Source organism: Microcella frigidaquae (genome assembly GCF_014200395.1).
GTDB classification, from domain to species: Bacteria; Actinomycetota; Actinomycetes; order Actinomycetales; family Microbacteriaceae; genus Microcella; species Microcella frigidaquae.
The window spans coordinates 148,096-171,996 of record NZ_JACHBS010000001.1 but is presented as its reverse complement, the minus strand read 5'-3'; the positions used below and the strand labels follow the sequence as shown (position 1 = coordinate 171,996).

The 23,901-nt window shown below is 71.1% G+C and carries 22 protein-coding genes; 5 read left to right on the top strand and 17 right to left on the bottom strand.

The annotated features are described in order from the left end of the window. Position 1: 1 nt before the first annotated feature. From alaS to BJ959_RS00800, 4 genes are all read right to left on the bottom strand, one after another. Complete coding sequence (gene alaS / locus BJ959_RS00815) at positions 2 to 2,659, bottom strand: alanine--tRNA ligase (protein WP_153981161.1); 2,658 nt, start codon at positions 2,657 to 2,659, stop codon at positions 2 to 4. A 48-nt stretch (positions 2,660 to 2,707) separates the two neighbouring features. Next, a complete protein-coding gene (locus BJ959_RS00810; protein ID WP_153981162.1) occupies positions 2,708 to 2,935 on the bottom strand; it encodes a hypothetical protein in 228 nt (75 codons plus the stop codon). Positions 2,936 to 3,055: 120 nt separating this feature from the next. Next, positions 3,056 to 3,685, bottom strand: a complete 630-nt coding sequence (gene rpsD, locus BJ959_RS00805) for a 30S ribosomal protein S4 (protein WP_153981163.1) — start codon at positions 3,683 to 3,685, stop codon at positions 3,056 to 3,058. A 155-nt stretch (positions 3,686 to 3,840) separates the two neighbouring features. Next, positions 3,841 to 5,193 carry a replication-associated recombination protein A gene (locus tag BJ959_RS00800; protein ID WP_153981164.1) on the bottom strand — a complete coding sequence of 451 codons (1,353 nt, stop codon included), beginning with the start codon at positions 5,191 to 5,193 and terminating at the stop codon, positions 3,841 to 3,843. A gap of 133 nt (positions 5,194 to 5,326) precedes the next feature. On the opposite strand from BJ959_RS00800, the gene BJ959_RS00795 reads away from it, so the two are divergent. The 3 genes from BJ959_RS00795 (at position 5,327) to BJ959_RS00785 (ending at position 8,131) form a co-directional block, all read left to right on the top strand. Continuing rightward, entirely contained in the window at positions 5,327 to 6,097 is a 771-nt protein-coding gene (locus BJ959_RS00795) for a peptidylprolyl isomerase (protein ID WP_153981165.1), read from the top strand. Between the two features lie 111 nt (positions 6,098 to 6,208). Beyond that, positions 6,209 to 7,438, top strand: coding sequence for a DUF349 domain-containing protein (locus BJ959_RS00790; protein ID WP_183321814.1), 1,230 nt, complete (start codon positions 6,209 to 6,211; stop codon positions 7,436 to 7,438). Between the two features lie 117 nt (positions 7,439 to 7,555). After that, on the top strand, positions 7,556 to 8,131 hold the full coding sequence (locus tag BJ959_RS00785; RefSeq protein WP_153981166.1) for a hypothetical protein: 576 nt from the start codon (positions 7,556 to 7,558) through the stop codon (positions 8,129 to 8,131). Here the strand turns inward: BJ959_RS00785 and BJ959_RS00780 are convergent. From BJ959_RS00780 to pdxS, 11 genes are all read right to left on the bottom strand, one after another. Beyond that, positions 8,118 to 10,373 carry a RelA/SpoT family protein gene (locus tag BJ959_RS00780; RefSeq protein ID WP_153981167.1) on the bottom strand — a complete coding sequence of 752 codons (2,256 nt, stop codon included), beginning with the start codon at positions 10,371 to 10,373 and terminating at the stop codon, positions 8,118 to 8,120. The genes BJ959_RS00785 and BJ959_RS00780 overlap by 14 nt on opposite strands. 85 nt (positions 10,374 to 10,458) lie before the next feature. After that, positions 10,459 to 11,469 (bottom strand): protein translocase subunit SecF, encoded by a 1,011-nt coding sequence (gene secF / locus BJ959_RS00775; protein ID WP_153981168.1) that lies wholly within the window; start codon positions 11,467 to 11,469, stop codon positions 10,459 to 10,461. Further along, positions 11,466 to 13,223, bottom strand: coding sequence for a protein translocase subunit SecD (gene secD, locus BJ959_RS00770; RefSeq protein ID WP_153981169.1), 1,758 nt, complete (start codon positions 13,221 to 13,223; stop codon positions 11,466 to 11,468). Before secD ends, secF begins: the two co-directional genes overlap by 4 nt. Positions 13,224 to 13,297: 74 nt before the next feature. After that, positions 13,298 to 13,681 carry a preprotein translocase subunit YajC gene (yajC, locus tag BJ959_RS00765; protein WP_153981170.1) on the bottom strand — a complete coding sequence of 128 codons (384 nt, stop codon included), beginning with the start codon at positions 13,679 to 13,681 and terminating at the stop codon, positions 13,298 to 13,300. Between the two features lie 88 nt (positions 13,682 to 13,769). Further along, the gene (gene ruvB / locus BJ959_RS00760) at positions 13,770 to 14,786 is read right to left on the bottom strand and encodes a Holliday junction branch migration DNA helicase RuvB (protein ID WP_153981171.1); all 1,017 of its coding nucleotides are present in this window, start codon (positions 14,784 to 14,786) and stop codon (positions 13,770 to 13,772) included. Beyond that, positions 14,783 to 15,427: a Holliday junction branch migration protein RuvA gene (gene ruvA, locus BJ959_RS00755; RefSeq protein WP_153981172.1), complete on the bottom strand. Its 645-nt coding sequence runs from the start codon at positions 15,425 to 15,427 to the stop codon at positions 14,783 to 14,785. Before ruvA ends, ruvB begins: the two co-directional genes overlap by 4 nt. Continuing rightward, the gene (gene ruvC, locus BJ959_RS00750; RefSeq protein ID WP_153981173.1) at positions 15,424 to 16,014 is read right to left on the bottom strand and encodes a crossover junction endodeoxyribonuclease RuvC; all 591 of its coding nucleotides are present in this window, start codon (positions 16,012 to 16,014) and stop codon (positions 15,424 to 15,426) included. The genes ruvA and ruvC overlap by 4 nt, the downstream gene beginning before the upstream one ends. A 3-nt stretch (positions 16,015 to 16,017) precedes the next feature. Next, complete coding sequence (locus tag BJ959_RS00745; protein WP_153981174.1) at positions 16,018 to 16,782, bottom strand: YebC/PmpR family DNA-binding transcriptional regulator; 765 nt, start codon at positions 16,780 to 16,782, stop codon at positions 16,018 to 16,020. Between the two features lie 36 nt (positions 16,783 to 16,818). Beyond that, complete coding sequence (locus BJ959_RS00740) at positions 16,819 to 17,430, bottom strand: hypothetical protein (protein ID WP_153981175.1); 612 nt, start codon at positions 17,428 to 17,430, stop codon at positions 16,819 to 16,821. Between the two features lie 79 nt (positions 17,431 to 17,509). After that, positions 17,510 to 18,112 carry a pyridoxal 5'-phosphate synthase glutaminase subunit PdxT gene (gene pdxT / locus BJ959_RS00735; protein WP_153981176.1) on the bottom strand — a complete coding sequence of 201 codons (603 nt, stop codon included), beginning with the start codon at positions 18,110 to 18,112 and terminating at the stop codon, positions 17,510 to 17,512. Next, positions 18,102 to 18,992 (bottom strand): pyridoxal 5'-phosphate synthase lyase subunit PdxS, encoded by an 891-nt coding sequence (gene pdxS, locus BJ959_RS00730; RefSeq protein ID WP_153981177.1) that lies wholly within the window; start codon positions 18,990 to 18,992, stop codon positions 18,102 to 18,104. The genes pdxT and pdxS overlap by 11 nt, the downstream gene beginning before the upstream one ends. A gap of 123 nt (positions 18,993 to 19,115) precedes the next feature. Here pdxS and BJ959_RS00725 point away from each other — a divergent pair, with 123 nt between their 5' ends. Then, complete coding sequence (locus BJ959_RS00725) at positions 19,116 to 20,468, top strand: aminotransferase class I/II-fold pyridoxal phosphate-dependent enzyme (RefSeq protein ID WP_153981178.1); 1,353 nt, start codon at positions 19,116 to 19,118, stop codon at positions 20,466 to 20,468. Between the two features lie 7 nt (positions 20,469 to 20,475). Beyond that, entirely contained in the window at positions 20,476 to 21,327 is an 852-nt protein-coding gene (gene pdxY / locus BJ959_RS00720) for a pyridoxal kinase PdxY (RefSeq protein WP_153981179.1), read from the top strand. 67 nt (positions 21,328 to 21,394) lie between these two features. Here pdxY and BJ959_RS00715 read toward each other — a convergent pair whose 3' ends face one another. After that, positions 21,395 to 21,967: an HIT family protein gene (locus BJ959_RS00715; RefSeq protein ID WP_153981180.1), complete on the bottom strand. Its 573-nt coding sequence runs from the start codon at positions 21,965 to 21,967 to the stop codon at positions 21,395 to 21,397. Between the two features lie 14 nt (positions 21,968 to 21,981). After that, complete coding sequence (gene thrS / locus BJ959_RS00710; protein ID WP_221234926.1) at positions 21,982 to 23,889, bottom strand: threonine--tRNA ligase; 1,908 nt, start codon at positions 23,887 to 23,889, stop codon at positions 21,982 to 21,984. Positions 23,890 to 23,901 lie beyond the last annotated feature (12 nt).

The window sequence follows — 23,901 nt, the reverse complement described above, 5'->3', positions numbered from 1 at the left end:
CTCAGCCCCGGAGGGCGGCGAGCACGGCCTCGAGCGCCGCGGGAATGCGCTGCGCATCGGGGCCGCCGCCCTGGGCGAGGTCGTCCTTGCCGCCGCCACCGCCGCCGAGGATGGCGGACGCGGCGCGTGCGAGCTCACCGGCCTTGGCCCCGGCCTCGCGAGCCGCGGGCGTCGTCGCGATGATGACCGTGGCCTTGCCGGCGGTCTCGGCGGCGAGCACGACGACGGCCGCACTGTCGCCCAGACGCCCGCGCACGGTCGTCGCGAGCGTGCGCACGTCATCGGCGGAGCCGAGCGTGCCGACGTTCTGCGCGACGACGGTGTACGCCCCGGTCGGGCGCGCGGCGGCCACCAGCGCAGGAACCCGCTCGGTGAGCCGCGCGGCCTCGAACTGGGCGATCGTCTTCTCGGCGGCCTTCAGTTGCGCGCTGAGCTCGGCGATCCGATCGGCGAGCTGGTCCTTCGGCGTCTTCAGGCTGCTCGTCAGCTGCTGCACGAGGGCCCGCTCCGCCGCGAACTCCCGGAAGGCGTCGAGCCCGACGAGCGCCTCGACGCGGCGGTTCGTCGAGCCGACCGACGACTCGCTGACCAGGCTGATCACGCCGATCTCGGCGGAGGTTCCGACGTGAGTGCCCGCGCACAACTCGCGCGACCACGGGCCGCCGATGTCGACGACGCGCACGGTGTCGCCGTACTTCTCACCGAAGAGGGCCATCGCGCCGAGCGCCTTAGCCTCATCGAGCGCCATGACGCGGGTCTCGACGGGCAGGTTGTCGCGCACCGCGATGTTGCTGATCTCCTCGATCTCGCTGCGGGTCGCCGGGCTGAGAGCCTGGTTCCAGCTGAAGTCGAGGCGCATGTAGCCGGCCTTGTTGTACGAACCGGACTGGTGGGCGTCACCGCCCAGCGTCTGCCGCAGCGCAGCGTGGATGACGTGGGTGGCCGAGTGCGCCTGCGTCGCCGCACGGCGGTACTGGGTGTCGACCTGGGTGCGTGCGACGTCGCCGACGTGCACCTCGCCCGCCCGCACCTGCACGGTGTGGCTGATGAGGCCCTTGACGGGCTTCTGCACGTCGAGCACCTCGAGGTCGAAACCGCTGCCCACGATGGCGCCCTCGTCGCTGTCCTGACCGCCCGACTCGGCGTACAGGGTCGTCTCGGCGAGGATCACCTCGGCGATGTCACCGGCCTGCGCCACCGGCACGCTCTGCCCCCCGACGAGGAGGCCGAGCACGCGGGTCTCGGTCTCGAGCTCGTCGTACCCGAGGAAGACGGTCTCGCCCGCGGCCCGGAACTCGCCGTAGACGCTGAGGTCGGCGAGGGCGCCCTTCTTCGACTTCGCGTCGGCCTTGGCCCGCGCACGCTGCTCGGCCATGAGCCGGTCGAACTCGCCGCGGTCGACGGTCAGGCCCGCCTCCTCGGCCATCTCGAGGGTCAGATCGAGCGGGAACCCGAAGGTGTCGTGCAGCTGGAAGACCGTGTCGCCCGGGAGAGCGGCCGACCCGGTGCTCTTCGCGTCGGAGACGGCGAGGTCGAGGATCGTCGTGCCCGCGGCGAGCGTGCGGAGGAAGGCCTCCTCCTCGCCGAGCGCAAGGCGCGAGACGCGGTCGTAGTTCTCGGTGATTTCCGGGTAGGCGGCGCTCATCGCGTCGCGCGAGGCGGCGAACAGCACCTCGAAGGTGGGCGCGTCGACGCCGAGCAGACGCATCGCGCGGATGCTGCGCCGCAGCAGGCGGCGCAGGATGTAGCCCCGCCCCTCGTTGCCGGGCGCCACGCCGTCGGTCATGAGCATGAGCCCGCTGCGCACGTGGTCGGCGATGACGCGCATCCGCACGTCGTCGTCGTGGTCGGCACCGTAGCGGCGCCCGGAGAGCTCGGCAGCGGCATCCAGCACCGGACGCACCTGATCGATCTCGTACATGTTCTCGACGCCCTGGAGCAGGAACGCGACGCGCTCCATGCCCATGCCGGTGTCGATGTTCTTGTTGGGCAGCTCGCCGAGGATCTCGAAGTCGTTCTTGCCGGTGCCCTCGCCACGGAGGTACTGCATGAACACGAGGTTCCAGATCTCGACGTAGCGGTCATCGTCGGTGGCGGGGCCGCCGTCGACGCCGTAGGCGGGGCCGCGGTCGAAGAAGATCTCCGAGCACGGGCCGGCCGGGCCCGGCTGGCCTGTCGACCAGTAGTTGGTGTCCATGTCGAGGCGCTGGATGCGGTCGTCGGGCAGGCCCGCGATCTTCTTCCACAGCGCGATCGCCTCGTCGTCGTCCTTGTAGACGGTGACCCAGAGGTCCTTCTCCTGGAAGCCGAGGCCGCCGTCGCTCTGCGACGCGGTCAGCAGCTCCCACGCGTAGGAGATCGCCCCCTCCTTGAAGTAGTCACCGAACGAGAAGTTGCCGTTCATCTGGAAGAACGTGCCGTGCCGCGGGGTCTTCCCGACCTCGTCGATGTCGTTCGTGCGGATGCACTTCTGGACGCTCGTCGCGCGCGGGTACGGTGCAGGCACGACGCCGGTGAGGTACGGCACGAACGGCACCATCCCCGCCACGGTGAAGAGGAGGGTGGGGTCGTCGCTGACGAGCGAGGCGGAGGGCACGACGGTGTGGCCGCGGGTTCCGAAGAACTCGAGCCACCGGCGCTGGATGTCGGCGGTCTGCACGGAGGGGTCTGTTCCTGAATCGTTCGGGCGCGGTGCGGACCGCGCCGGTTACTTGAGGCGGCTGGTGAGGTCGGCGATGGTGTCTTCGGCCTCGGCCACAGCGGCGCGGAGCTCGGCCTCGCGCTGCTTGTAGCCGTCGACGACCGCCGACCCGAACTCACGGGCCTTGGTGTCGACCTCGTCGAAGAACTGCCTGCCCTGCGGGGTCTTCGAGACCTGGTGGGCGGCGACGAAGCCGATCGCGATGCCGGCGATGAGCCAGGCGACGTTCTTCATGAGTTCTCCCTCGGTGGTGGGTCGGGCGGAAGGGTCGAGCGCCAGCCTAGCGGGAGGACGCGAACGGGGGCCCGGCTGAAAGCCGGACCCCCGTCGTGACGCTGCGCTGGCGGGAATCGCCTAGCGGGCGGCGTAGTACTCGACGACGAGCTGCACGTCGCAGGTGACGGGCACCTCCGCGCGCTTCGGGCGGCGCACGAGGCGCGCCTGCAGCTTGTCGAGCTCGACCTCGAGGTAGCCCGGGGTCTTGGGGAGCACGTCGACGTGACCGCCGGCGGCGGCCACCTGGAACGGCTCGGTGCCCTCGGAGCGCGCCTTGACGTGGATCAGCTGACCCGGCTTCACGCGGAACGACGGACGGTCGACGATCTTGCCGTCGACCATGATGTGACGGTGCACGACCATCTGGCGGGCCTGCGCGGTGGTGCGGGCGAACGCCGCACGCAGCACGAGCGCATCGAGGCGCATCTCGAGCAGCTCGACCAGGTTCTCACCGGTCAGGCCCTCGGTGCGGCGCGCCTCGTTGAACGCGATGCGGAGCTGCTTCTCGCGGATTCCGTACTGGGCGCGCAGACGCTGCTTCTCGCGCAGACGGACGGCGTAGTCGCTGTCGGCCTTGCGCTTGGTGCGGCCGTGCTCACCGGGAGCGTAGGGGCGCTTCTCGAGGTACTTGGCGGCCTTCGGAGTGAGGGCGATGCCGAGCGAGCGGGAGAGGCGGGTCTTGCTGCGAGTACGTGACTTGGTAGACACGGTTTCCTTCCATGGGCGTGGCCGAGACTCTCACGGCTCACGGACGTACACCTCTCCGTCCGTTCCGGACGCACGTCGGGGCGTTCCGGCGGAGGCTGCGAGGGAGGGTGTGCCCATATCTGACGGGCCGGTAGAGCCTACCAGAGCCCGCCCGGTCACTTCTCGGGCGTGCGCCCCCGCGTGATGGCGCGAAGCTTCGCCAGGCGCGCAGCGATCTCGCGCTCGTGCCCGCGCTCGGTCGGCCGGTAGTACTCCGTGCCCACGAGCGGATCGGGCAGGTACTGCTGCTCAGCGACACCGACCGCCTCGTCGTGCGGGTAGACGTAGCCCTTCCCATGCCCCAGGCGCTTGGCGCCCGGGTAGTGCGCGTCGCGCAGAGGCTTCGGCACGCGGCCCAGACGTCCGGTACGCACATCCGCGATCGCCGCGTCGATGCCGACGTACGCGGCATTCGACTTGGGGGCGGTCGCAAGGTAGACGACCGCCTCGGCGAGCGGGATGCGCCCCTCGGGCATCCCGATGAGCTGCACGGCCTGCGCCGCAGCGACCGCGATCGGCAGCGCCTGCGGGTCGGCCATTCCAATGTCCTCCGCCGCGGAGATGATGACGCGCCGGGCGATGAAGCGCGGGTCCTCCCCCGCCTCAATCATGCGCGCGAGGTAGTGCAGCGCGGCATCGGGGTCGCTGCCCCGGATCGACTTGATGAACGCGCTGATCACGTCGTAGTGCTCGTCGCCCTGCTTGTCGTAGCGCAGCAGCGCGCGATCGACGGCGGCCGCCACGATCTCGGCGGTGACCACCGGATCGGCCCCGGCCTCGGCGTCCCGGGATGCGAGCGCCGACTGCGCCGCGGCCTCCAGGACGGTCAGCGCACGGCGGGCGTCGCCCGAGGCGAGCCGGACGATCGCGTCGAGCGCGGCCGGCTCGACCGCGACCGCGCCCGCGAGCCCGCGCCGATCGACCACCGCGCGCTCGACGAGCATCCGCAGGTCGTCGTCGGAGAGCGCCTCGAGGGTGAGCAAGAGGCTGCGGCTGAGGAGCGGAGCGATCACCGAGAAGGACGGGTTCTCGGTCGTCGCCGCGATGAGGATCACCCAGCCGTTCTCGACCCCCGGAAGCAGGGCATCCTGCTGCGCCTTCGTGAAGCGGTGGATCTCGTCGAGGAACAGCACGGTGGAGGTGCCGTAGAGGTCGCGGTCGGCGAGGGCGCGCTCCATGACCTCGCGCACGTCCTTCACCCCGGCCGTGATCGCCGAGAGCTCGACGAACCGCCGCCCCGACTGCCGGGCGATCGCCTGCGCGAGCGTGGTCTTCCCCGTGCCCGGAGGGCCCCACAGGATCACGGAGACGGCACTGGGCGCGTGCGCCGGGTCCTCGCTCGCCAGGCTGACGAGCGGCGAGCCGGGTGCCAGCAGGTGTCGCTGCCCGGCGACCTCGTCGAGGCGGGTGGGCCGCATCCGCACGGCGAGCGGCACGGCGGCCGAGCCGAGCCCCGGAGCAGCATCCATGCTCCCAGGCTAGCCGCCACCCCGGACACCGGGTCGGCGCTCCGCCGCCGCACGGCGGGCCGCGGACGGCTCGACTAGAGTTCACTGCGGCGCGGTCAGCACCGCGCATCCCGCGACATCACTTGGAGGACCCGTGGCAGCCGGATCGGCCAACTCCCGCGAGGCCCAGGAGCGCCTGCGCCGCTACCAGGCGCGCCAGACGGTGCACGAGACGGCCACCGCCCGACGCAAGCGCGACAACCTCGTCGCGGTCGTCGCGCTCGTCGTCGTCGCCGCCCTCGCGACCACCGCGCAGATCGTCTACTTCACGAGCGGTCCCGGCGCTCCCGAGCCCGTGGCGAGCGCGACGCCGGTGCCCAGCGAGACGCCTGCCACGGCGCCGGATGCCGCCCTGAGCGAGTTCCGCACCTGGACCGGAACCATGACGATCAACGAGTCGATCGCTCTCGACTACGAGCTCGACGGGCTCGCCGCTCCGCAGGCCGTGGCCTCGTTCGTCTCGCTCGTGCAGGACGGCTTCTACGACGGCCTCACCTGCCACCGCCTCACCACCCAGGGCATCTTCGTGCTGCAGTGCGGCGACCCGAACGGCGACGGCACCGGCGGCCCGGACTACCGGTTCGGCCCGATCGAGAACTCGCCGCTCGACGACGTGTACGCCACGGGCGTGATCGCCATGGCCCGCCAGAGCGGCGACGGCTCGAGCATGGGCAGCCAGTTCTTCATCGTGTACGACGAGTCGACGATCCCCTCCGACGCCGCCGGCGGCTACACCGTCATCGGTCGGGTGACCGCCGGGCTCGATGCGCTCGTGAGCGAGGTCATCGCCGCGGGCGTCGACGGCGGCGCGCCCGACGGCCCTCCGGCCGTCGCCACGACGATCACCGGCATCACGATCGAGTAGCGATCGGGCTCGGCTCGCCCCCTCGCCGGGGTCGCCGCTCGGGCCGTGCCATATGCTGAACAACCGCGCGGATGACGCCGCGCGCGCCCACTCGATGAGGATGTAGCAGACGTGTCAGCGAACGAGAGCACCTGGGGCCGGGTCGACGAGACCGGCACCGTGTACGTCACCGACCGCGGGGCCGAGCGTGCCGTCGGGCAGTACCCCGACGGCTCTCCCGAGGAGGCCCTGGCCTACTTCACCCGCAAGTACACCGAGCTCGAGGGGCAGGTGCGGCTGCTCGAGCAGCGCGCCCGCGCCGGAGCGCCGGCCGCCGACGTCGCCAAGACCGTGACGGCTCTCACCGAGGCCCTCGAGACCGCCGCCGCCGTCGGAGATCTGGAAGCCCTCCGCACCCGGGTCGCCGCCCTGTCGACGACCGTCGAGAAGCTCACGGAGGCGCAGCAGGCCGAGGCCGCCGCCGCCACCGAGGCCGCGATCGCCGAGCGCATCGCGATCGTGGAGGCCGCCGAGGCACTCGCCGCGAAGGACCCGCAGAGCATCCAGTGGAAGAAGGCCACGGCCGACCTCGACGCGCTGTTCACCCGCTGGAAGGACCACCAGCAGAACGGTCCACGCATCCCCAAGAAGCAGGCCGATGACCTGTGGAAGCGCTTCCGCGCGGCGCGCTCGACCGTCGACGGTCACCGCCGCTCCTACTTTGCCGGTCTGGATGCGGAGCACAAGGAGGTCCGCTCCCGGAAGCAGGCGCTCGTCGAGAAGGCCCTTGCCCTCGCCCCGCAGGGGCCCGCGGGGATCCCGGCGTACCGCCGTCTGCTCGACGAGTGGAAGACCGCCGGTCGCGCGGGCAAGAAGATCGACGACGCCCTGTGGGAGCAGTTCAAGGCTGCCGGCGATGCCCTGTACGCGGCGAAGGCCGAGGTCGACGCCCGTGAGAACGAGGAGTACGCCGGCAACCTCCAGGTGAAGCTGGCTCTCCTCGACGAGGCGGCTCCCCTCCTCACCGCGACCGATCGGGTGCAGGCGCGCAACACCCTGTCGAGCATCCAGCGCCGCTGGGAGGCGGCCGGCAAGGTGCCGCGCGACCAGGTGCGCGTGGTCGAGGACCGGCTCCGTCAGATCGAGCTCGCCGTGAAGAAGCTCGAGGAGGACCACTGGAACAGGACCGACCCCGAGAAGAAGGCTCGCTCGGAGGGTCTCGCCGCCCAGCTGGAGCAGGCGATCGCCGGGCTTGAGGCCGACCTCGCCGCCGCCACCGCTGCCAAGGACGCGCGGAAGATCACGGAGATCACGGAGGCACTCGAGGCGCGTCGCGCCTGGCTGGGCGCCGTCGACCGCTGAGACTCCGCTGCTGACGAACGGCCGCCGAGCGGCGGTCGCTGGGGTGCCACCTCGGCGTTCTCCACAGGATGACGGCCCCGGCGCCGCGGCGCCTCCTGGGCGTGCACACTGCCGCGCATGACGACGGCACACGCTCCCCGAGGCACCCTCGCCCTTCTCGCGCACCTCAGCACCGTGGAGCTGCGCAGCGCCGTGCTGGATGGCGAGCTCGTGCCGCTCGGCGAGGGCTTCGCCCCGCTCGATCTCCCCGTGACCGCGACCGACCGCGCTCGCACGCTCGCGGCGACGATCGCCGACTCGCGCGTGATCGTCGCCGACCGCACCGCTGCCTGGGTGTGGGGCTGGTGCTCCGCGCCGGGGCGCCTGCGCACCTGCGTGTCGATCGCCGCGCGCATCCCCTCGACCCAGCGCCGCCGACTCGGCGCCCGTGAAGCGGTCATCGACGACGATGAGCACCGCCTCCTCGCCGATGTGCGGGTGACGACGCCCCTGCGCACCCTCGTCGACCTCGCGCGGCACGGCACCGAACCGGAGACGGTGGACCTGCTCGCGCAGGGGCTGCGGGAGTCGGGCATCTCGCTCGCCGCCGCTCTCGCCGCCCTCGACAGGCGCGCGCGACTGTCGTTCGTGCGCGCGGCGCGGCAGCGCCTCACCGAGGCGGCCGCGAAGGCGGACCGGCTCAGCCGTTGCTGACGCGATAGACGTCGTAGACGGCGTCGATGCGGCGCACGGCGTTCAGCACGCGGTCGAGGTGCGTGACATCACCCATCTCGAAGACGAAGCGGCTCAGGGCGAGACGCTCCTTCGAGGTGTTGACGCTCGCCGACAGGATGTTCACGTGGTGCTCGGAGAGCACCCGGGTGACATCGCTCAGCAGGCCGCTGCGGTCGAGGGCCTCCACCTGGATCTGCACGAGGAACACGCTCTTCGAGGTGGGTGCCCACTCGACCTCGATCATCCGGTCGGGTTCATTCAGGAGCGACTGGACGTTGCTGCAGTCGGCTCGGTGCACGCTGACGCCCTGGCCCCGGGTGATGAAGCCGACGATGCCGTCACCGGGCACCGGCGTGCAGCACTTCGCGAGCTTGACGAGGATGTCCGGGGCGCCCCGCACGAGCACCCCCGAGTCGCTCGTCCGCACCGGCGTGCGGCCGCGCGTGGGAACGCTGAACGGCTCGTCATCGCTCTCCGCCTCGACGTGCAGGGCCGCGAGGATCTTCTCGATCACCGACTGGGTCGAGACGTGGCCCTCGCCGACCGCGGCGTAGAGGGCATCTACCGTCTCGTAGCGCAGCTGGGCGGCGACGTGGGCCACCGAATCCTGCGTCATCAGCCGTTGGAGGGGCAGGTTCTGCTTCCGCATCGCGCGGGCGATCGCATCCTTGCCCTGCTCGATCGCCTCGTCGCGCCGCTCCTTGGTGAACCACTGGCGGATCTTCGAGCGCGCCCGGGTGCTGGTGACGAAGTTCAGCCAGTCCTGGCTCGGGCCGGCATCAGGGTTCTTCGAGGTGAAGACCTCGACGGAGTCCCCGCTGCTGAGCGGGGTGTCGAGCGGCACGAGCCGTCCGTTCACCTTCGCGCCCATCGTGCGGTGGCCGACCTCGGTGTGCACGGCGTATGCGAAGTCGACCGGGGTCGCTCCGCCCGGGAGGCCGATGACCTTGCCCTGCGGCGTGAAGACGTAGACCTCCTTCGCGCCGATCTCGTAGCGGAGGTTGTCGAGGAACTCGGTCGGGTCGCTCGTCTCGGCCTGCCAGTCGGAGATGTGCGCGAGCCAGGCCATGTCGGTGTCGGAACGCTCGATGCCCGCCTCGCCGCGCGCGGACCCCGCCATCCGCTCCTTGTACTTCCAGTGCGCGGCCACACCGAACTCGGCCCGCTGGTGCATCTCATGCGTGCGGATCTGCAGCTCGACCGGCCGACCACCGGGGCCGTAGACGGTCGTGTGCAGCGACTGGTAGAGGTTGAACTTCGGGGTCGCGATGTAGTCCTTGAAGCGGCCCGGCATGGGGTTCCAGCGCGCGTGCACGGCGCCGAGCACCGCGTAGCAGTCGCGGATGCTGTTCACGAGGATCCGGACGCCGGTGAGGTCGTAGATCTCATCGAAGTCGCGGCCTCGGTGCACCATCTTCTGGTAGATCGAGTAGTACTGCTTCGGCCGGCCCTTGATCTCGGCCTTGATCCGGGCCTGCCGCAGGTCATCCTTGACCGCATCGATGACCAGCTGCACGAAGGCCTCGCGCTCGGGCGTGCGGTTGCGCACCAGGCTCTCGATCTCGACGTAGATCTTGGGGTGCAGAACGGCAAAGGAGAGGTCCTCGAGCTCCCACTTGATGGTCTGGATGCCCAGCCGGTGCGCGAGCGGCGTGTAGATCTCGAGCGTCTCCTGGGCCTTGCGCCGCGCCGACTCCCCCTCGACGAAGCCCCAGGTGCGCGCGTTGTGGAGGCGATCGGCGAGCTTGACGATCAGCACGCGGATGTCTTTCGACATCGCGACGATCATCTTCCGGACGGTCTCGGCCTGCGCGCTGTCGCCGTACTTGACCTTGTCGAGCTTGGTCACCCCGTCGACGAGCATCGCGATCTCGTCGCCGAAATCGCGGCGCAGCTCATCGAGGCTGTACGAGGTGTCTTCGACCGTGTCGTGGAGCAGCGCGGCGGCGATCGTCTTCGCGCCGATGCCGAGGTCGGCCAGGATCTGCGCGACGGCGAGCGGGTGGGTGATGTACGGCTCACCGCTCTTGCGCTTCTGGCCCTCGTGGGCGCGCTCCGCGACCTGGTACGCCCGCTCGATGAGGCCCACGTCGGCCTTGGGGTGATGCGTGCGGAGGGTTCGGATGAGGTTCTCGAGCGCACCACCGGTCTGCGACCGCGAGAAGATGCGGGGCAGGAGCGCGCGCAACGACGCCGAGCTCTGCTGCGTCGTGTCGGTCATCCGCGCCTCCGCCTCGATTCTACGGCTCGACGGCAGCCCGGATGCCCGCACCCCGTCCGTGGCGAGACCGCCACGGACGGCAGGCTCAGCGCACCGCGCCCGACTCGGTGCGCGCGACCCGCGGGCGCGAGCCCTGCTTCTTGAGCTCCGGCTCGTTCTGCCGCAGGTGCACGTAGAGCGGCGCCGCGAGGAAGATCGACGAGTAGGTGCCCACGATCGTGCCGACGGTGAGGGCGAGCGCGATGTCGCGCAGCGTTCCCGCGCCGAGGAGCACCGACCCGATGAGGAGGATCGAGGCGGTCGGCAGCACCGCGACGATCGAGGTGTTGATCGAGCGCACGAGGGTCTGGTTGACCGCGAGGTTGACCGACTGGGCGAAGGTGCGACGCGACTCCACGCCGTCTTCGCTGGTGTTCTCGCGCACCTTGTCGAACACGACCACCGTGTCGTAGAGCGAGTAGCCGAGGATCGTCAGGAACCCAATGACCGCCGCCGGGGTGATCTCGAGCCCGAACACGCCGTAGACGCCGGCCGTCACCACGAGGTCGTGGAACAGGGCGATGAGCGCGGCGACCGACATCTTCCAGGTGCGGAAGTAGATGGCCAGGACGAGGCTCGCGAGCAGGAGGAACACGACGAGCGCGATGAGCGCCTGCCGGGTGATGTCCGCCCCCCAGCTCGCGCCGATGAACGAGGCGCTGACGTCGGAGACGGGCACGCCGTAGGCCTCCGCGAGCGCGGCCCGCACGTCATCGGTCTGGGCGGGCGTCAGCTGCTCGGTCTGGACGCGCACCGAGTCGCCGCCGACGATCGACACGCGCGGGTTGGCGCCCGGAACGACCGCCGAGACGGCCTCGTCCGCGAGCGCCGTCGCCGCTGCGGTTCCCTGCTCGACGACGGAGGTGCTCTGCACGCGGAACTCCGAGCCGCCGCGGAACTCGATGCCGAAGACGAAGCCCCCGCGCAGGGCGGTGAGGCCGATCGCGAGGATGACGAAGACGGCGGCGATCACGTACCAGGTTCGACGGCGCCCGACGAAGTCGAACGAGCGCTCGCCGGTGTAGAGGTCGTTGCCGAACTGGGTGAGCCTGCTCATCGCTCGTCCTTCCCTTCGCCAGCCGCCTCGGCGGCCTTGCGCTCTGCGATCGTCTGGCGACGCTGGGCCTCGCGGCTGCTGCTCGCGACCTTCGTGCTGGTCACACCCACGGGAGCCCGGAACTGGGCACGGCCACGGTAGACGGCGCCGAGCGCCTTCGGGTCGAGCCCGCTCAGCGGGTGGCCACCGCCGAAGAACTGCGTGCGGGCCAGCAGCTGCATCATCGGGTGGGTGAACAGGGCGACGACGATGATGTCGACGATCGTCGTGATTCCGAGCGTGAAGGCGAAGCCGCGCACGTTGCCGACCGCGAGGATGAACAGCACGATCGCGGCGATGAAGTTGATCATGTCGCTGATGAGGATCGTGCGCCAGGCGCGCTTCCAGCCCGCCTCCACAGCACCGTCGACACGACGACCGTCGCGCAGCTCGTCGCGGATGCGCTCGAAGTAGACGATGAACGAGTCCGCGATGACGCCGATCGAGATCACCAGACCGGCGACGCCCGCGAGCGAGAGGCGGAAGCCCTGCTGGTTCGAGAGGTAGGTGATGATCAGGTAGGTGATGATCGCCGAGACGACCAGCGAGGCGAGCACCACGCCGCCGAGAGCGCGGTACTGCAGGAACGAGTAGAGCCCGACGAGGATCAGCCCGATGATGCCGGCGATGATGCCGCTCTGCAGCTGCGAGACACCGAGCGTGGCGCTGATGTTCTCACTCGACTGGATCTCGAAACCGATCGGGAGGGCACCGAACTTCAGCTGATCGGCGAGCGTGAGGGCGCTCTCCTCGGTGAAGTTGCCGCTGATCTGCGGGCGGCCGTCCGTGATCGCGCTGAGGGTGCGCGGGGCACTGATGACAGCGCCGTCGAGCACGATCGCGAACTGGTTCTGCACGCCGGTCAGCGTGATGAGCCGCTCGGTGACGGCGCGGAACTGCGCGGTGCCGTCCGCGTCGAACTCGATGAACACGCCCCACTCGTTGGTGGTGACACCGGTCTGCGACGAGATGAGGCCGGCGCGGGCATCCCCGATGCGCTCGCCCGCGACCTCGACCGGGCCGAGGATGTACTTGATCGAGCCGTCCTGCTCGCAGGTGATGAGGGGCTCGTCGACGGGGGCGACGTTGGCGCCAACCTGGGCGAGGGTGGCGCAGTCGAAGGCGTCGAACTGCTCCTGCAGCTCGGGCGTGATCCATGCCAGGTCGCTCGCGTCGGTGGGCGAGGCACTCGGCGCAGGTGCCGCGCTCGGATCGACGGAGGGCTCCGCACTGGGTGAGGCCGAGGGATCGGCGCTCGGCGAGGCACTGGGATCCGTGGAGGGGTCGGTGCCGTCGTCCTCGCCGACCGACGAGGCCGAGGGCAGGTCGGCGATCAGCACCGGGCGGAACTCGAGCTTGGCCGAGCTCTGGATGCGCTCTCGGGTCGCCTCATCGGGCTCGCCCGGGATCGACACGACGATGTTCTCATTGCCCTGAGTGGTGATCTCGGCCTCGCTGACACCCGAGGCGTCGACGCGCTGACGGATGATCGCCACCGCGCGCTCGAGCTGCTCGGGGGTCACCGTCTCGCCGCTCGAGAGCTGGGGGCTGAGCGTGATCTGGGTGCCGCCCTCGAGGTCGAGGGCGAGCTTGGGCGTCCACTGCCCGTTGTTGAACAGCACGCTCGCACCGTTCGCCGCGATGAGGGCGATGATGATGACGAGCAGCCAGACGAGGGAGCGGATGGCCTTGCGCTCGGGGGTGCTTCTGACCACGTCAGGAACTCATTTCTGCCAGGGCGGTGGTGGGCACGCCGCAGAGCGGCGCACCGGCGCAGGGAGCAGTCGGACTAGCTCTCGGACTTCTTGGTGCGCTTCGGCTTCTCGGCCGGGGCGTCGAGGCTCGAGGTGTTGAGCTGGGGAGCCTCCTCGACGGGAGCGTCGGCGGTGTCCGCGGCGTCGTCGACGACGGGCTCGTCCTCGATGACGCGGGCGAGGGTCTGCCGGTGCACGCGCACGGTGCTTCCGGGGCTCGTCTCGATCGTGGCGACGTTGTTCTCCTCGTCGAGGTCGACGAGGGTTCCGAAGAGACCGAAGTTGGTCATGACCTCGGCACCGGGCACCATCTTGAGTTGCAGCTCCTCCATCTCCTGCTTCCGCTTCCGCGAGTTGCGGAACATGAAGAAGACGAGCAGGCCGAGGATGCCCAGCATGACGATGGTCAACGGATCCATGGGAGGAGTGCCTTTCGGGACGTTCGCGGCGTGGCGCCGGGATCAGCGCCGGACGGCGTGCGGATGCACGGCCGAGGGCCAGCGACAACTATAGGTCATCGCCCACGGTCGTCCGGGGCGCGAGGCCGAGGTGCTGCCAGGCGCGCACCGTCGCGACCCGCCCGCGCGGCGTCCGCGACAGCAGGCCCGAGCGCACGAGGAACGGCTCGACCACCGCCTCGATGGTCTCGGCCTCCTCCCCCACCGACACGGCGAGGGTGGAGAGTCCGACCGGGCCCCCGTCGAAGCGCTCCACCACTGCGGAGAGCACGGCGCGGTCGAGGCGGTCGAGACCCTGCTCGTCGACGTCGTACAGCTCGAGGGCCGCGCGAACGGCGGTGCGGTCGGCGGCTCCCCCGTGCACGAGCGCATAGTCGCGCACTCGGCGCAGAAGGCGGTTGGCGATGCGGGGCGTGCCGCGCGAACGGCGGGCGATCTCGCCGAGGGCGTCGTCATCGATCGCGAGCGTGAGCAGGCGCGCGGCGCGGACGAGCACCTGGTGCAGCTCCTCCGGCTCGTAGAACTCGAGGTGCGCCGTGAAGCCGAACCGGTCGCGCAGCGGATTGGGCAGGAGCCCGGCCCGTGTCGTCGCGCCGACGAGGGTGAACGGCGCGAGCTCGAGCGGGATGCTCGTCGCCCCCGCCCCCTTGCCGACCATGATGTCGACGCGGAAGTCCTCCATCGCGAGGTAGAGCATCTCCTCGGCCGAGCGGGCCATGCGGTGGATCTCGTCGATGAACAGCACCTCGCCGGGAACCAGCGACGACAGCACGGCGGCAAGATCCCCCGCGTGCTGGATGGCCGGACCGCTTGTCATCCGTAGCGGTCGCTGACCCTCGTGGGCGACGATCATCGCGAGCGTCGTCTTGCCGAGTCCGGGCGGGCCCGCCAGCAGGATGTGGTCGGGAGTGCGGCTCTGCAGCGCCGCGGCCTCGAGGAGCAGCTGGAGCTGCCGGCGCACCTTGTGCTGGCCGACGAACTCGCCGAGGCTCTGCGGCCGGAGGGCTCCCTCGAAGGCGAGCTCCGCATCCGATTCGGGGGTGACGCGCCGCACCTCGTCGCTCACGCGCGATCACCCGCCTCATCGGCGCGGCGGGCGGGGCCCAGGATGCTCAGCGCCCGCCGCAGCAACACCGGGAGCCCCGCGCTCGCGGCGTCGGGGTCGCCCTCGACCACGGTCGTCGCCGCCTCGAGCGCGACGCGCTCGGGCCAGCCGAGCCCGCTCAGCGCCGCCACGAGCGCCGTGATGGTGTCGGCGGCACCGCCGACGACGGATTGCTCGTCGCGAGGGGCGGCACCGGCGGCCGGGGCGACGAGCTTGCCCGCGAGGGACACCACGATGAGCTTCGCCGTCTTCGGGCCGATGCCGCTGACGGCCCGGAACGGCGCGTCATCGTCATCGGCGATCGCGCGAGCGATGCTCTCGGGCGTCATCGCGCCGAGCACGCCGAGCGCCGACTTGGGGCCGACCCCCGAAACGGTGCGCAGCAGGTCGAAGATCGCGAGCTCGGTCTCGTCGGCGAAGCCGAACAGGCTCATGTCGTCCTCGCGGACGACGAGCGCGGTGTGTACGAGAACGGTGTCGCCGATGCGCAGCGCGCGGGCGTGCCGCTCGGTGAGGGTCACGAGGTAGCCGACGCCGGCGACGTCGATGACGGCCCGTCCGCTCGTGAGGGCGATGACGGGTCCGCGGAGGCTCGCGATCACCCGTCGAGCCTACGGGCGCGGGCCGTCTTCTCGGCCGCGCGCCACGCCTCCTGCGCGGGCGTGAGCGCGCGCCCGGTCGCCGACCTCGCCGCCGACCCCGCTGCGGGCGCGCTCGCGCCGCGCCAACCGTGGCAGATGGCGAGGGCGAGAGCATCGGCGGCGTCCGCGGGCCGGGGCGGAGCATCCAGTCGCAGAATGCGCTGGACCATCGCCGTGACCTGCTTCTTGTCGGCGCCACCGTGGCCGGTGACGGCCGCCTTCACCTCGGTCGGGGTGTGCAGCGTGACGGTGAGCCCGCGCGCCGCGGCCGCGCGGAGCACGACACCGCTCGCCTGCGCCGTGCCCATCACGGTGCGCACATTGTGCTGGGCGAAGACCCGCTCCAGGGCGACCGCATCGGGCCGGTGCTCGTCGAGCAGAGCCTCGACGCCGTCGGCGATGGCGAGCAGGCGCCGCTCGAGCGGCAGATCCGCGGCCGTCTCGATCACCGTGACCGCGACCAGCGCGGCCCGCCGCGTCGGCCCGATGTCGACGATGCCCACCCCGCAGCGGGTGAGGCCGGGGTCGACACCGAGCACCCGCAGCACGGGCTACTCGTCGTCGGCGTCGAGCTCGGCGCGCACCGCGTCGCTCAGCGACACGTTCGTGTACACGTTCTGCACGTCGTCGAGGTCGTCGACGGCATCGATGAGCTTGAACAGCTTTCGGGCGGTCTCAGCGTCGGCCTCGATCTTGACGTTGGCGAGGAACTCCGCCTCGGCCGAGTCGTAGTCGAGTCCGGCCTCCTGCAGCGCCGTGCGGGCCGCGACCAGCTGCGAGGGCTCGGTGACGACCTCGAAGCCGCCGCCCTGGTCGATGACCTCCTCGGCGCCCGCGTCGAGCACGGCCATGAGGATGTCGTCCTCGGTCACGCCGTCGGTCTTCGTGATCGCGATCACGCCCTTGCGGCTGAAGTTGTAGGCGACGCTGCCCGGGTCGGCCATGGTGCCGCCGTTGCGCGACATCGCCGTGCGCACCTCGGCGGCGGCACGGTTGCGGTTGTCGGTGAGGCACTCGATGAGCAGCGCGATGCCGCCGGGGCCGTAGCCCTCGTACATGATCGACTGGTAGTCGATCGACTCGCCGGTGAGCCCGGCGCCGCGCTTGACGGCGCGGTCGATGTTGTCGTTCGGAACGCTGGTCTTCTTCGCCTTCTGGATGGCGTCGGCGAGCGTGGGGTTGCCCGAGATGTCGGGGCCGCCGATCTTCGCGGCGACCTCGATGTTCTTGATGAGCTTGGCGAACGACTTGGCACGACGGGCGTCGATGACGGCCTTCTTGTGCTTGGTGGTCGCCCACTTGGAATGGCCGGACATGGGGCTCCTTGCGGGTGTCGAGAACTGCTCCCCAGTTTAGGGCAGGGCGTCGGCGGCGATTCCGGCCCGCCGTAGCTCGACTCCGGCGAGGGCGCGCACGAGCGCCGGGTCGTTCGAGCGCCACGCGGCGGCGGGGTCGGGATGCACCGCGACGAGCTGCCGCAGCGGGGCACGGGCGACCGCGCGGGCAGCGAGCGTGTCGGCGGTCATCCCGGCCGCGATCATCGCGCGCAGGCGCCGCTTGCGCACGGCGAACCGGATGCGGGGCAGCAGCCACACGAGAGCGAGCACGGTCAGCGGCAGCAGCGCGATGAGCCACCCGGTCGTGGCCGCGATCAGCTCGACGAAGGCCTGCTGCTGGCGCCCGGCCTCCGCGACCGAGCCTCCGGCGCCGGCCGCGAGGTCGAACGGGCCGCGGATGCCGTCCCCGATGAGCGGGATGCCACCGAGCGAGTCGGCCGCATCGGTGAGCCCGGACTGGAAGTCGAGCCCGGCCGCCTCGAGGTCGCGACCGAAGGCCCCCAGCGCACGGATCGCGCCCGCGACCGCGGCGGCGAGGGCGATCGCGAGGGCCGCCACGGCGCCCGCGATGACGTCGGCGACGATCTGCCGGGTGCGGGCCGGGGCATAGTCGGAATAGAGCACCATGCGCCCATCGTGCCACCCGCCGGGGGACGGCGGGTCGGCAGGGGCTCGGTCAGCAGGCGGCGCCGCAGCGGGCGACGCGTCAGGACGCGGCGGCCACGTGCGCGAGGAACCGCTCGTGGAACCGGGTCTCCCCCGCCACCTCGGGATGGAAGGCGGTGGCGAGCAAGCGCCCCTGCTCGACGGCGACGATCCGGCCGTCGTCGAGAGCCGAGAGCACGGTGACATCGGGCCCGGCATCGACCACGACCGGCGCGCGGATGAACACGGCGTGCACGGGGAGCTCCCCGAGCGCGGGCATCGCGAGGTCGGTCTCGAACGAGTCGAGCTGGGTGCCGAAGGCGTTGCGCCGCACCGTGACGTCGAGCCCGCCGAGCGTCAGCTGCCCCTCGATCGCATCGAGCACACGATCGGCGAGCATGATCATGCCCGCGCACGTGCCGTAGACGGGCATCCCATCGGCGATGCGCTGCCGCAGCGGCTCGCGCAGACCGAACAGTCGGCTGAGCTTGTCCATCACGCTCGACTCGCCGCCGGGGATCACCAGGCCGGCGACCTCCGCGAGCTGGGCCGGCGTGCGCACCTCGCGCACGTCGGCCCCGAGCCCGCGGAGCACGGCGACGTGCTCGCGCACGTCGCCCTGGAGGGCGAAGACCCCGACGGGCGGGAGCGCGCTACCAGCCACGCTCGGCGAGGCGGTGCGGCGCGGGCAGGTCAGCGACGTTGATGCCGACCATGGCCTCGCCGAGCCCGCGCGACGCCTCCGCGATGATCGCGGGGTCGGTGTACCCGGCGGTCGCCTTGACGATCGCGGCGGCGCGCGCGGCCGGGTTGCCCGACTTGAAGATGCCGGAGCCGACGAAGACGCCGTCGGCACCGAGCTGCATCATGAGCGCGGCGTCAGCGGGCGTGGCGACGCCGCCCGCGGTGAACAGCACGACGGGAAGCTTCCCGGTCTGGGCGACCTCGGCCACGAGCTCGTACGGCGCCTGGAGCTCCTTGGCCGCGACGTACCACTCGTCGGGCGTCTTGGCCGAGAGAGCCCGGATCTCGCCGAGGATCGTGCGGATGTGCTTGGTCGCCTCGGAGACGTCGCCGGTGCCGGCCTCGCCCTTCGAGCGGATCATCGCGGCACCTTCCGTGATGCGACGGAGGGCCTCGCCGAGGTTGGTGGCGCCGCAGACGAAGGGCACGGTGAAGGGCCACTTGTCGATGTGGTTGACGTAGTCGGCGGGGCTGAGCACCTCGGACTCGTCGATGTAGTCGACGCCGAGCGACTGCAGCACCTGCGCTTCGACGAAGTGTCCGATGCGGGCCTTCGCCATGACGGGGATCGAGACGGCGGCGATGATCTCGTCGATGAGGTCGGGGTCGCTCATGCGGGCGACGCCGCCCTGAGCGCGGATGTCCGCGGGAACCCGCTCGAGCGCCATGACGGCGACGGCGCCGGCGTCCTCGGCGATCCGCGCCTGCTCGGCGGTGACGACGTCCATGATCACGCCGCCCTTCAGCATCTCGGCGAGGCCGCGCTTCACGCGGCTCGAGCCGGTCTCGGCAGTGCTCATGAGGGTGTCCCTTCGACGGAGGGCGCGCTCCCGCGCGCGGCTGTCCGGCCATCGGGTCGCAATGGCCTAGGCCAAAAGATAGCATGGGGTCGACCCTCGTCCCTGAGCAGCGATGGACCCCTCATGACCCTCGAGATCACCGGCCGATCGGCCGCGGAGATCGCCGCCAGCGTGCGCGAGCGAATCGAGCGGGGCGCGCTGCGGCCGGGCGATCCCCTCCCCTCGGTGCGCACGCTCGCCGACGAGCTCGGGGTCAACCGCAACACCGCTGTCGCCGCCTATCGGCAGCTCACCCTCGCCGGCCTCGTCGAGACTCGCGGGCGCGGAGGGACCCGTGTGGTCGACCGCGCCCCCACCGCGCAGGAGGGCTTCACCCCCGACAGCGTGCTGCGCGACGTGGCGACCGGCAATCCGGACCCCGCGCTGATCCCCGACCCGGCCACGGCGCTCGCCGGGGTCGCCGGCCATCGTGTGCTCTACGGCGAGCCCGTCATCGATCCGGGCCTCGAGCGCTGGGCCGACGCCTGGATGCGGGCCGACCTGGCGCCGTCCGAGGTGCGCTTGACGATCACGAGCGGCGCCGCGGACGCGGTCGAGCGGCTTCTCGCCCAGGCCCTCGTGCGCGACGACGCCGTCGCTCTCGAGGACCCGTGCTTCCTGACCAGCATCCACACCGTCCGCATGGGCGGGTACCGTCCCGTCCCCGTGCCGGTCGATGACGAGGGGATGACCGTCGCGGGTCTCCGCGCGGCGCTCGACCAGGGCGTGCGCGCGCTCGTGTGCACCCCGCGCGCCCAGAACCCGACGGGCGCCAGCCTGAGCGAGCGCCGGGCCGCCGAGCTGCGGGAGATGCTGCGCGAGCACCCCTACGTGCTGGTGATCGAGGACGACCACTTCTCGATGCTCTCGCGCTCGCCGTTCCGCTCGGTGATCGGGCCCGATCACCAGCGGTGGGCGCTCGTGCGCTCCGTGTCCAAATTCCTCGGCCCCGACATGTGCCTCGCCGTCACGGCCTCGGACGCCGAGACCGCGGAGCGCCTGGCGATGCGGCTCTCCCCCGGCACCACCTGGGTCAGCCACCTGCTGCAGCGCCTGACGCTCGCGCTCGTCAGCGATCCCGGGGTCGCGGCCGGCATCGCCCGCGCCGGCGGCCACTACGCCGCCCGCAACGCAGCCTTCGCCGCGCGCCTCACAGCGCTCGGCATCCCGGCCCGTGCCGGTGACGGGCTGAACCTGTGGGTGGCCCTGCCCGTCCCGGCCCGCGAGGTCTCGACGCACCTGATGCGCCGGGGCTGGCTCGCGCGCACCGGCGACGAGTTCTCGCTCGGGTCCGTACCGACCACGCATCGCCTCCGGCTCACCGTGCACGACCTCAGCGACGAGGACGCGGGCCGCCTGGCCGCCGACATCGCGGCGGCCGTCGACACTGCCGCCGCCTCGGCCGGCGGGCGCCGGGCGCGCACCGAGGTGGGATGATCGAGCGGTGAAGGTGCTCTCCATCCAGTCCGCCGTCGCCTACGGGCACGTCGGCAACTCCGCGGCCGTGTTTCCCCTGCAGCGCATCGGTGTCGAGGTCATGCCGGTCTACACGGTGAACTTCTCCAACCACACCGGCTATGGCGCCTGGCGCGGCCCGCTCATCGCGCCCGACGATGTGCGCGAGGTCATCACGGGCATCGAGGAGCGCGGCGCCTTCCCGCAGATCGACGTGATCCTCTCCGGCTACCAGGGCTCGGAGGGCATCGCCGACGTGATCCTCGACGCCGTCGCCCGCATCAAGGCGGCGAACCCCGCAGCGATCTACGCCTGCGACCCCGTCATGGGCAACGCGAAGAGCGGCTGCTTCGTGGCCCCCGCGATCCCGGTGCTACTGCGCGAGCGGGTCGTCCCCGCCGCCGATCTGATCACGCCGAACCAGTTCGAGCTCGGCTACTTGACGGGCACCGAGCCCGACACACTCGAGTCGACCCTCGCCTCGGTCGACCTCGCCCGCGCCATGGGCCCGCGCACGGTGCTCGTGACGAGCGTCGAGCGCCCCGACCGCGAGGAGGGCACCCTCGAGATGCTCGCCGTCGACGATCAGGGCGCCTGGATCGTCACCACCCCGCAGCTGCCGATGAAGGCGAACGGCTCGGGCGACGTGACGGCCGCGCTGTTCACCGCGCACTACCGCCGCACGGGCGACGCGGCCGACGCGCTCGCGCGCACCGCCTCGAGCGTCTTCGACCTGCTCACGGCCACCCTCGAGTCGGGTGAGCGCGAGCTGCAGCTTGTCGAGTCGCAGGAGGCCTACGCGCACCCCCGCCTGCAGTTCGCCGTGCGGCAGGTGCGCTGAGCAGCTCCGCCTGATCGGATGCCGTTCGGCAGGACCGCGACGCCGGCCAGGGGGTCCGTGATGCCGGTCAGCGCGGCCAGGCCGCCGCGATCTCCGCGCGCACCTCGCCGAGCAGCCGGGGCATCGCCTTGGTGCCCGCGACGATCGGCATGAAGTTCGCGTCCGCGCTCCAGCGCGGCACCACGTGCTGGTGCAGGTGCTCGGCGATGCCCGCACCCGCCAGGCGACCCTGGTTCATGCCGATGTTGAAGCCGTCGCACCGCATCGTCGCCCGCAGCACCCGCATGGCGGTCTGCGTCAGCGCCGCGATCTCGGCGGCCTCGGCCTCAGTCGCCTCGTCGTAGAGCCCCACGTGCCGGTACGGGCAGACCAGCAGGTGCCCGGTGTTGTACGGGTACAGGTTGAGCACCACGAAGGCGCGCTCGCCGCGCGCGACGATCAGCGCCTCCTCATCGGTCTCCCGCGGCACGCGACAGAACGGGCACTCGTCGTCGCTCTCCTGCACGTGGTGCGACTGGATGTACGCCATGCGGTGCGGCGTCCAGAGCCGCGCGTAGCCGTCGGGCGCGGCCGCGAACCCCGAGGCCGGCTCGGCCTCGACGCCGTCGAGCGACGGCTTCTCCGCATCCCGCTGCGTCATCGCCGGATGCCCGCCTACAGCTCGCTCGACCGCGTCGAGATCGCCGTGGTGATGCGCTGGATCGCCTGCTCGATCGGCACGCCGTTGACCTGCGTGCCGTCGCGGAACCGGAAGCTGACCGCGCCGTTCGCGACGTCCTCGGCGCCCGCGATCAGCAGGTAGGGCACCTTGCCGGTCGTATGCGTGCGGATCTTCTTCTGCATGCGGTCATCGCTGCGGTCGACATGGGCGCGCACGCCCGCCGCCCGAAGCTGCTCGATCACGTGCTCGAGGTGCTCGGCGTAGTCCTCGGCGACCGGGATGCCCACCACCTGCTCGGGAGCGAGCCAGGCGGGGAACGCGCCGGCGTAGTGCTCGAGCAGGATCGCGAAGAAGCGCTCGATCGAGCCGAGCAACGCGCGGTGGATCATGATCGGCTGCTGGCGCGTGCCGTCGGGGGCGGTGTACTCGAGCTCGAAGCGCTCGGGCTGGTTGAAGTCGAGCTGCACCGTCGACAGCTGCCAGGTACGGCCGATCGCGTCGCGCGCCTGCACCGAGATCTTCGGGCCGTAGAACGCGGCACCGCCCGGGTCGGGAACGAGCTCGAGCCCGGAGTCGACGGCGACCTGCCGCAGCGTCTCGGTCGCCTGCTCCCACAGCTCGTCGCTGCCGACCGACTTCTCGGGGTTGCGGGTCGACAGCTCGAGGTAGAAGTCGTCGAGGCCGTATCCGCGCAGGGTCTCGAGCACGAACTCGAGCTGGCGGGCCACCTCGTCGCGCACCTGATCGGGGGTGACGTAGATGTGCGCGTCGTCCTGGGTCAGGCCACGGACGCGAGTGAGCCCCGAGAGGGTGCCGCTCTTCTCGTAGCGGTAGACGGTGCCGAACTCGGCGAGCCGCAGCGGCAGCTCGCGGTAGCTGCGGCCGCGCGCACGGAAGATCAGGTTGTGGAAGGGGCAGTTCATGGGCTTCAGGTAGTAGTCCTGGCCCTGCTTCGTGATCTGCCCGTCGGCGTCGCGCTCCTCGTCGAGGTGCATCGCCGGGAACATCCCCTCCTCGTACCACTGGAGGTGGCCGCTCGTCTCGAACAGGGCGCCCTTCGTGATGTGCGGCGAGTACACGAGCTCGTAGCCGTTGGCGAGCAGCCGCTCGCGCATGTACGACTCGATCTCCGCCCGCACGATGCCGCCCTTGGGGTGGAACACCGCGAGGCCTGATCCGATCTCATCGGGGAAGCTGAACAGGTCGAGCTCGACCCCGAGCTTGCGGTGGTCGCGCTTGGCGGCCTCCTCGAGGCGGGCGAGGTGTTCACGGAGGGCATCCTTCGACGGCCACGCGGTGCCGTAGATGCGCTGCAGCTGGGGGTTCTTCTCGCTGCCCCGCCAGTAGGCCGCGGCGACCCGCATGAGCGACCAGCCGTTGCCGATCATCCGGGTGTTGGGCAGGTGCGGGCCGCGGCAGAGGTCCTTCCAGTAGACCTCGCCCGTCTTGCCGTCGACATTGTCGTAGATCGTCAGCTCGCCGCCGCCGACCTCCACGCTCTCGCCGTCGGCACCGTCGGCCGCCGCGCCCTTGAGCCCGATGAGCTCGAGCTTGTAGGGCTCGCCGGCGAGCTCGGCGCGCGCCTCCTCCTCCGTGACGACACGGCGCACGAAGCGCTGGCCCTGACGGATGATGCGATCCATCGCCTTGCTCAGGGCCGAGAAATCGTCGGTCGTAAACGGGGTCACGACGTCGAAGTCGTAGTAGAAGCCGTCCGTGACGGGCGGGCCGATGCCGAGCTTCGCCTCCGGGTTGATCGACTGCACCGCCTGCGCCAGCACGTGCGCGGTCGAGTGCCGCAGGATCGCCAGGCCGTCGGGCGAGTCGATGGTCACCGGCTCGGCCGTCTCGCCCGGGTCCAGCCGGTGGGCGAGGTCGCGCAGCTCGCCGCCGACCCGCATGGCGACGACGCT

Bases quoted from the DNA above. Each gene is read 5' to 3' on its own strand.
- BJ959_RS00810 (WP_153981162.1), bottom strand. From the start codon at position 2,935: ATGAAGAACGTCGCCTGGCTCATCGCCGGCATCGCGATCGGCTTCGTC.
- BJ959_RS00745 (WP_153981174.1), bottom strand. From the start codon at position 16,782: ATGTCCGGCCATTCCAAGTGGGCGACCACCAAGCACAAGAAGGCCGTC.
- pdxS (WP_153981177.1), bottom strand. From the start codon at position 18,992: ATGAGCACTGCCGAGACCGGCTCGAGCCGCGTGAAGCGCGGCCTCGCC.
- BJ959_RS00780 (WP_153981167.1), bottom strand. From the start codon at position 10,373: ATGACCGACACGACGCAGCAGAGCTCGGCGTCGTTGCGCGCGCTCCTG.
- BJ959_RS00785 (WP_153981166.1), top strand. From the start codon at position 7,556: ATGACGACGGCACACGCTCCCCGAGGCACCCTCGCCCTTCTCGCGCAC.
- BJ959_RS00740 (WP_153981175.1), bottom strand. From the start codon at position 17,430: ATGGTGCTCTATTCCGACTATGCCCCGGCCCGCACCCGGCAGATCGTC.
- BJ959_RS00800 (WP_153981164.1), bottom strand. From the start codon at position 5,193: ATGGATGCTGCTCCGGGGCTCGGCTCGGCCGCCGTGCCGCTCGCCGTG.
- BJ959_RS00725 (WP_153981178.1), top strand. From the start codon at position 19,116: ATGACCCTCGAGATCACCGGCCGATCGGCCGCGGAGATCGCCGCCAGC.
- secF (WP_153981168.1), bottom strand. From the start codon at position 11,469: ATGAGCAGGCTCACCCAGTTCGGCAACGACCTCTACACCGGCGAGCGC.
- thrS (WP_221234926.1), bottom strand. From the start codon at position 23,889: ATGCGGGTCGGCGGCGAGCTGCGCGACCTCGCCCACCGGCTGGACCCG.
- yajC (WP_153981170.1), bottom strand. From the start codon at position 13,681: ATGGATCCGTTGACCATCGTCATGCTGGGCATCCTCGGCCTGCTCGTC.
- BJ959_RS00715 (WP_153981180.1), bottom strand. From the start codon at position 21,967: ATGACGCAGCGGGATGCGGAGAAGCCGTCGCTCGACGGCGTCGAGGCC.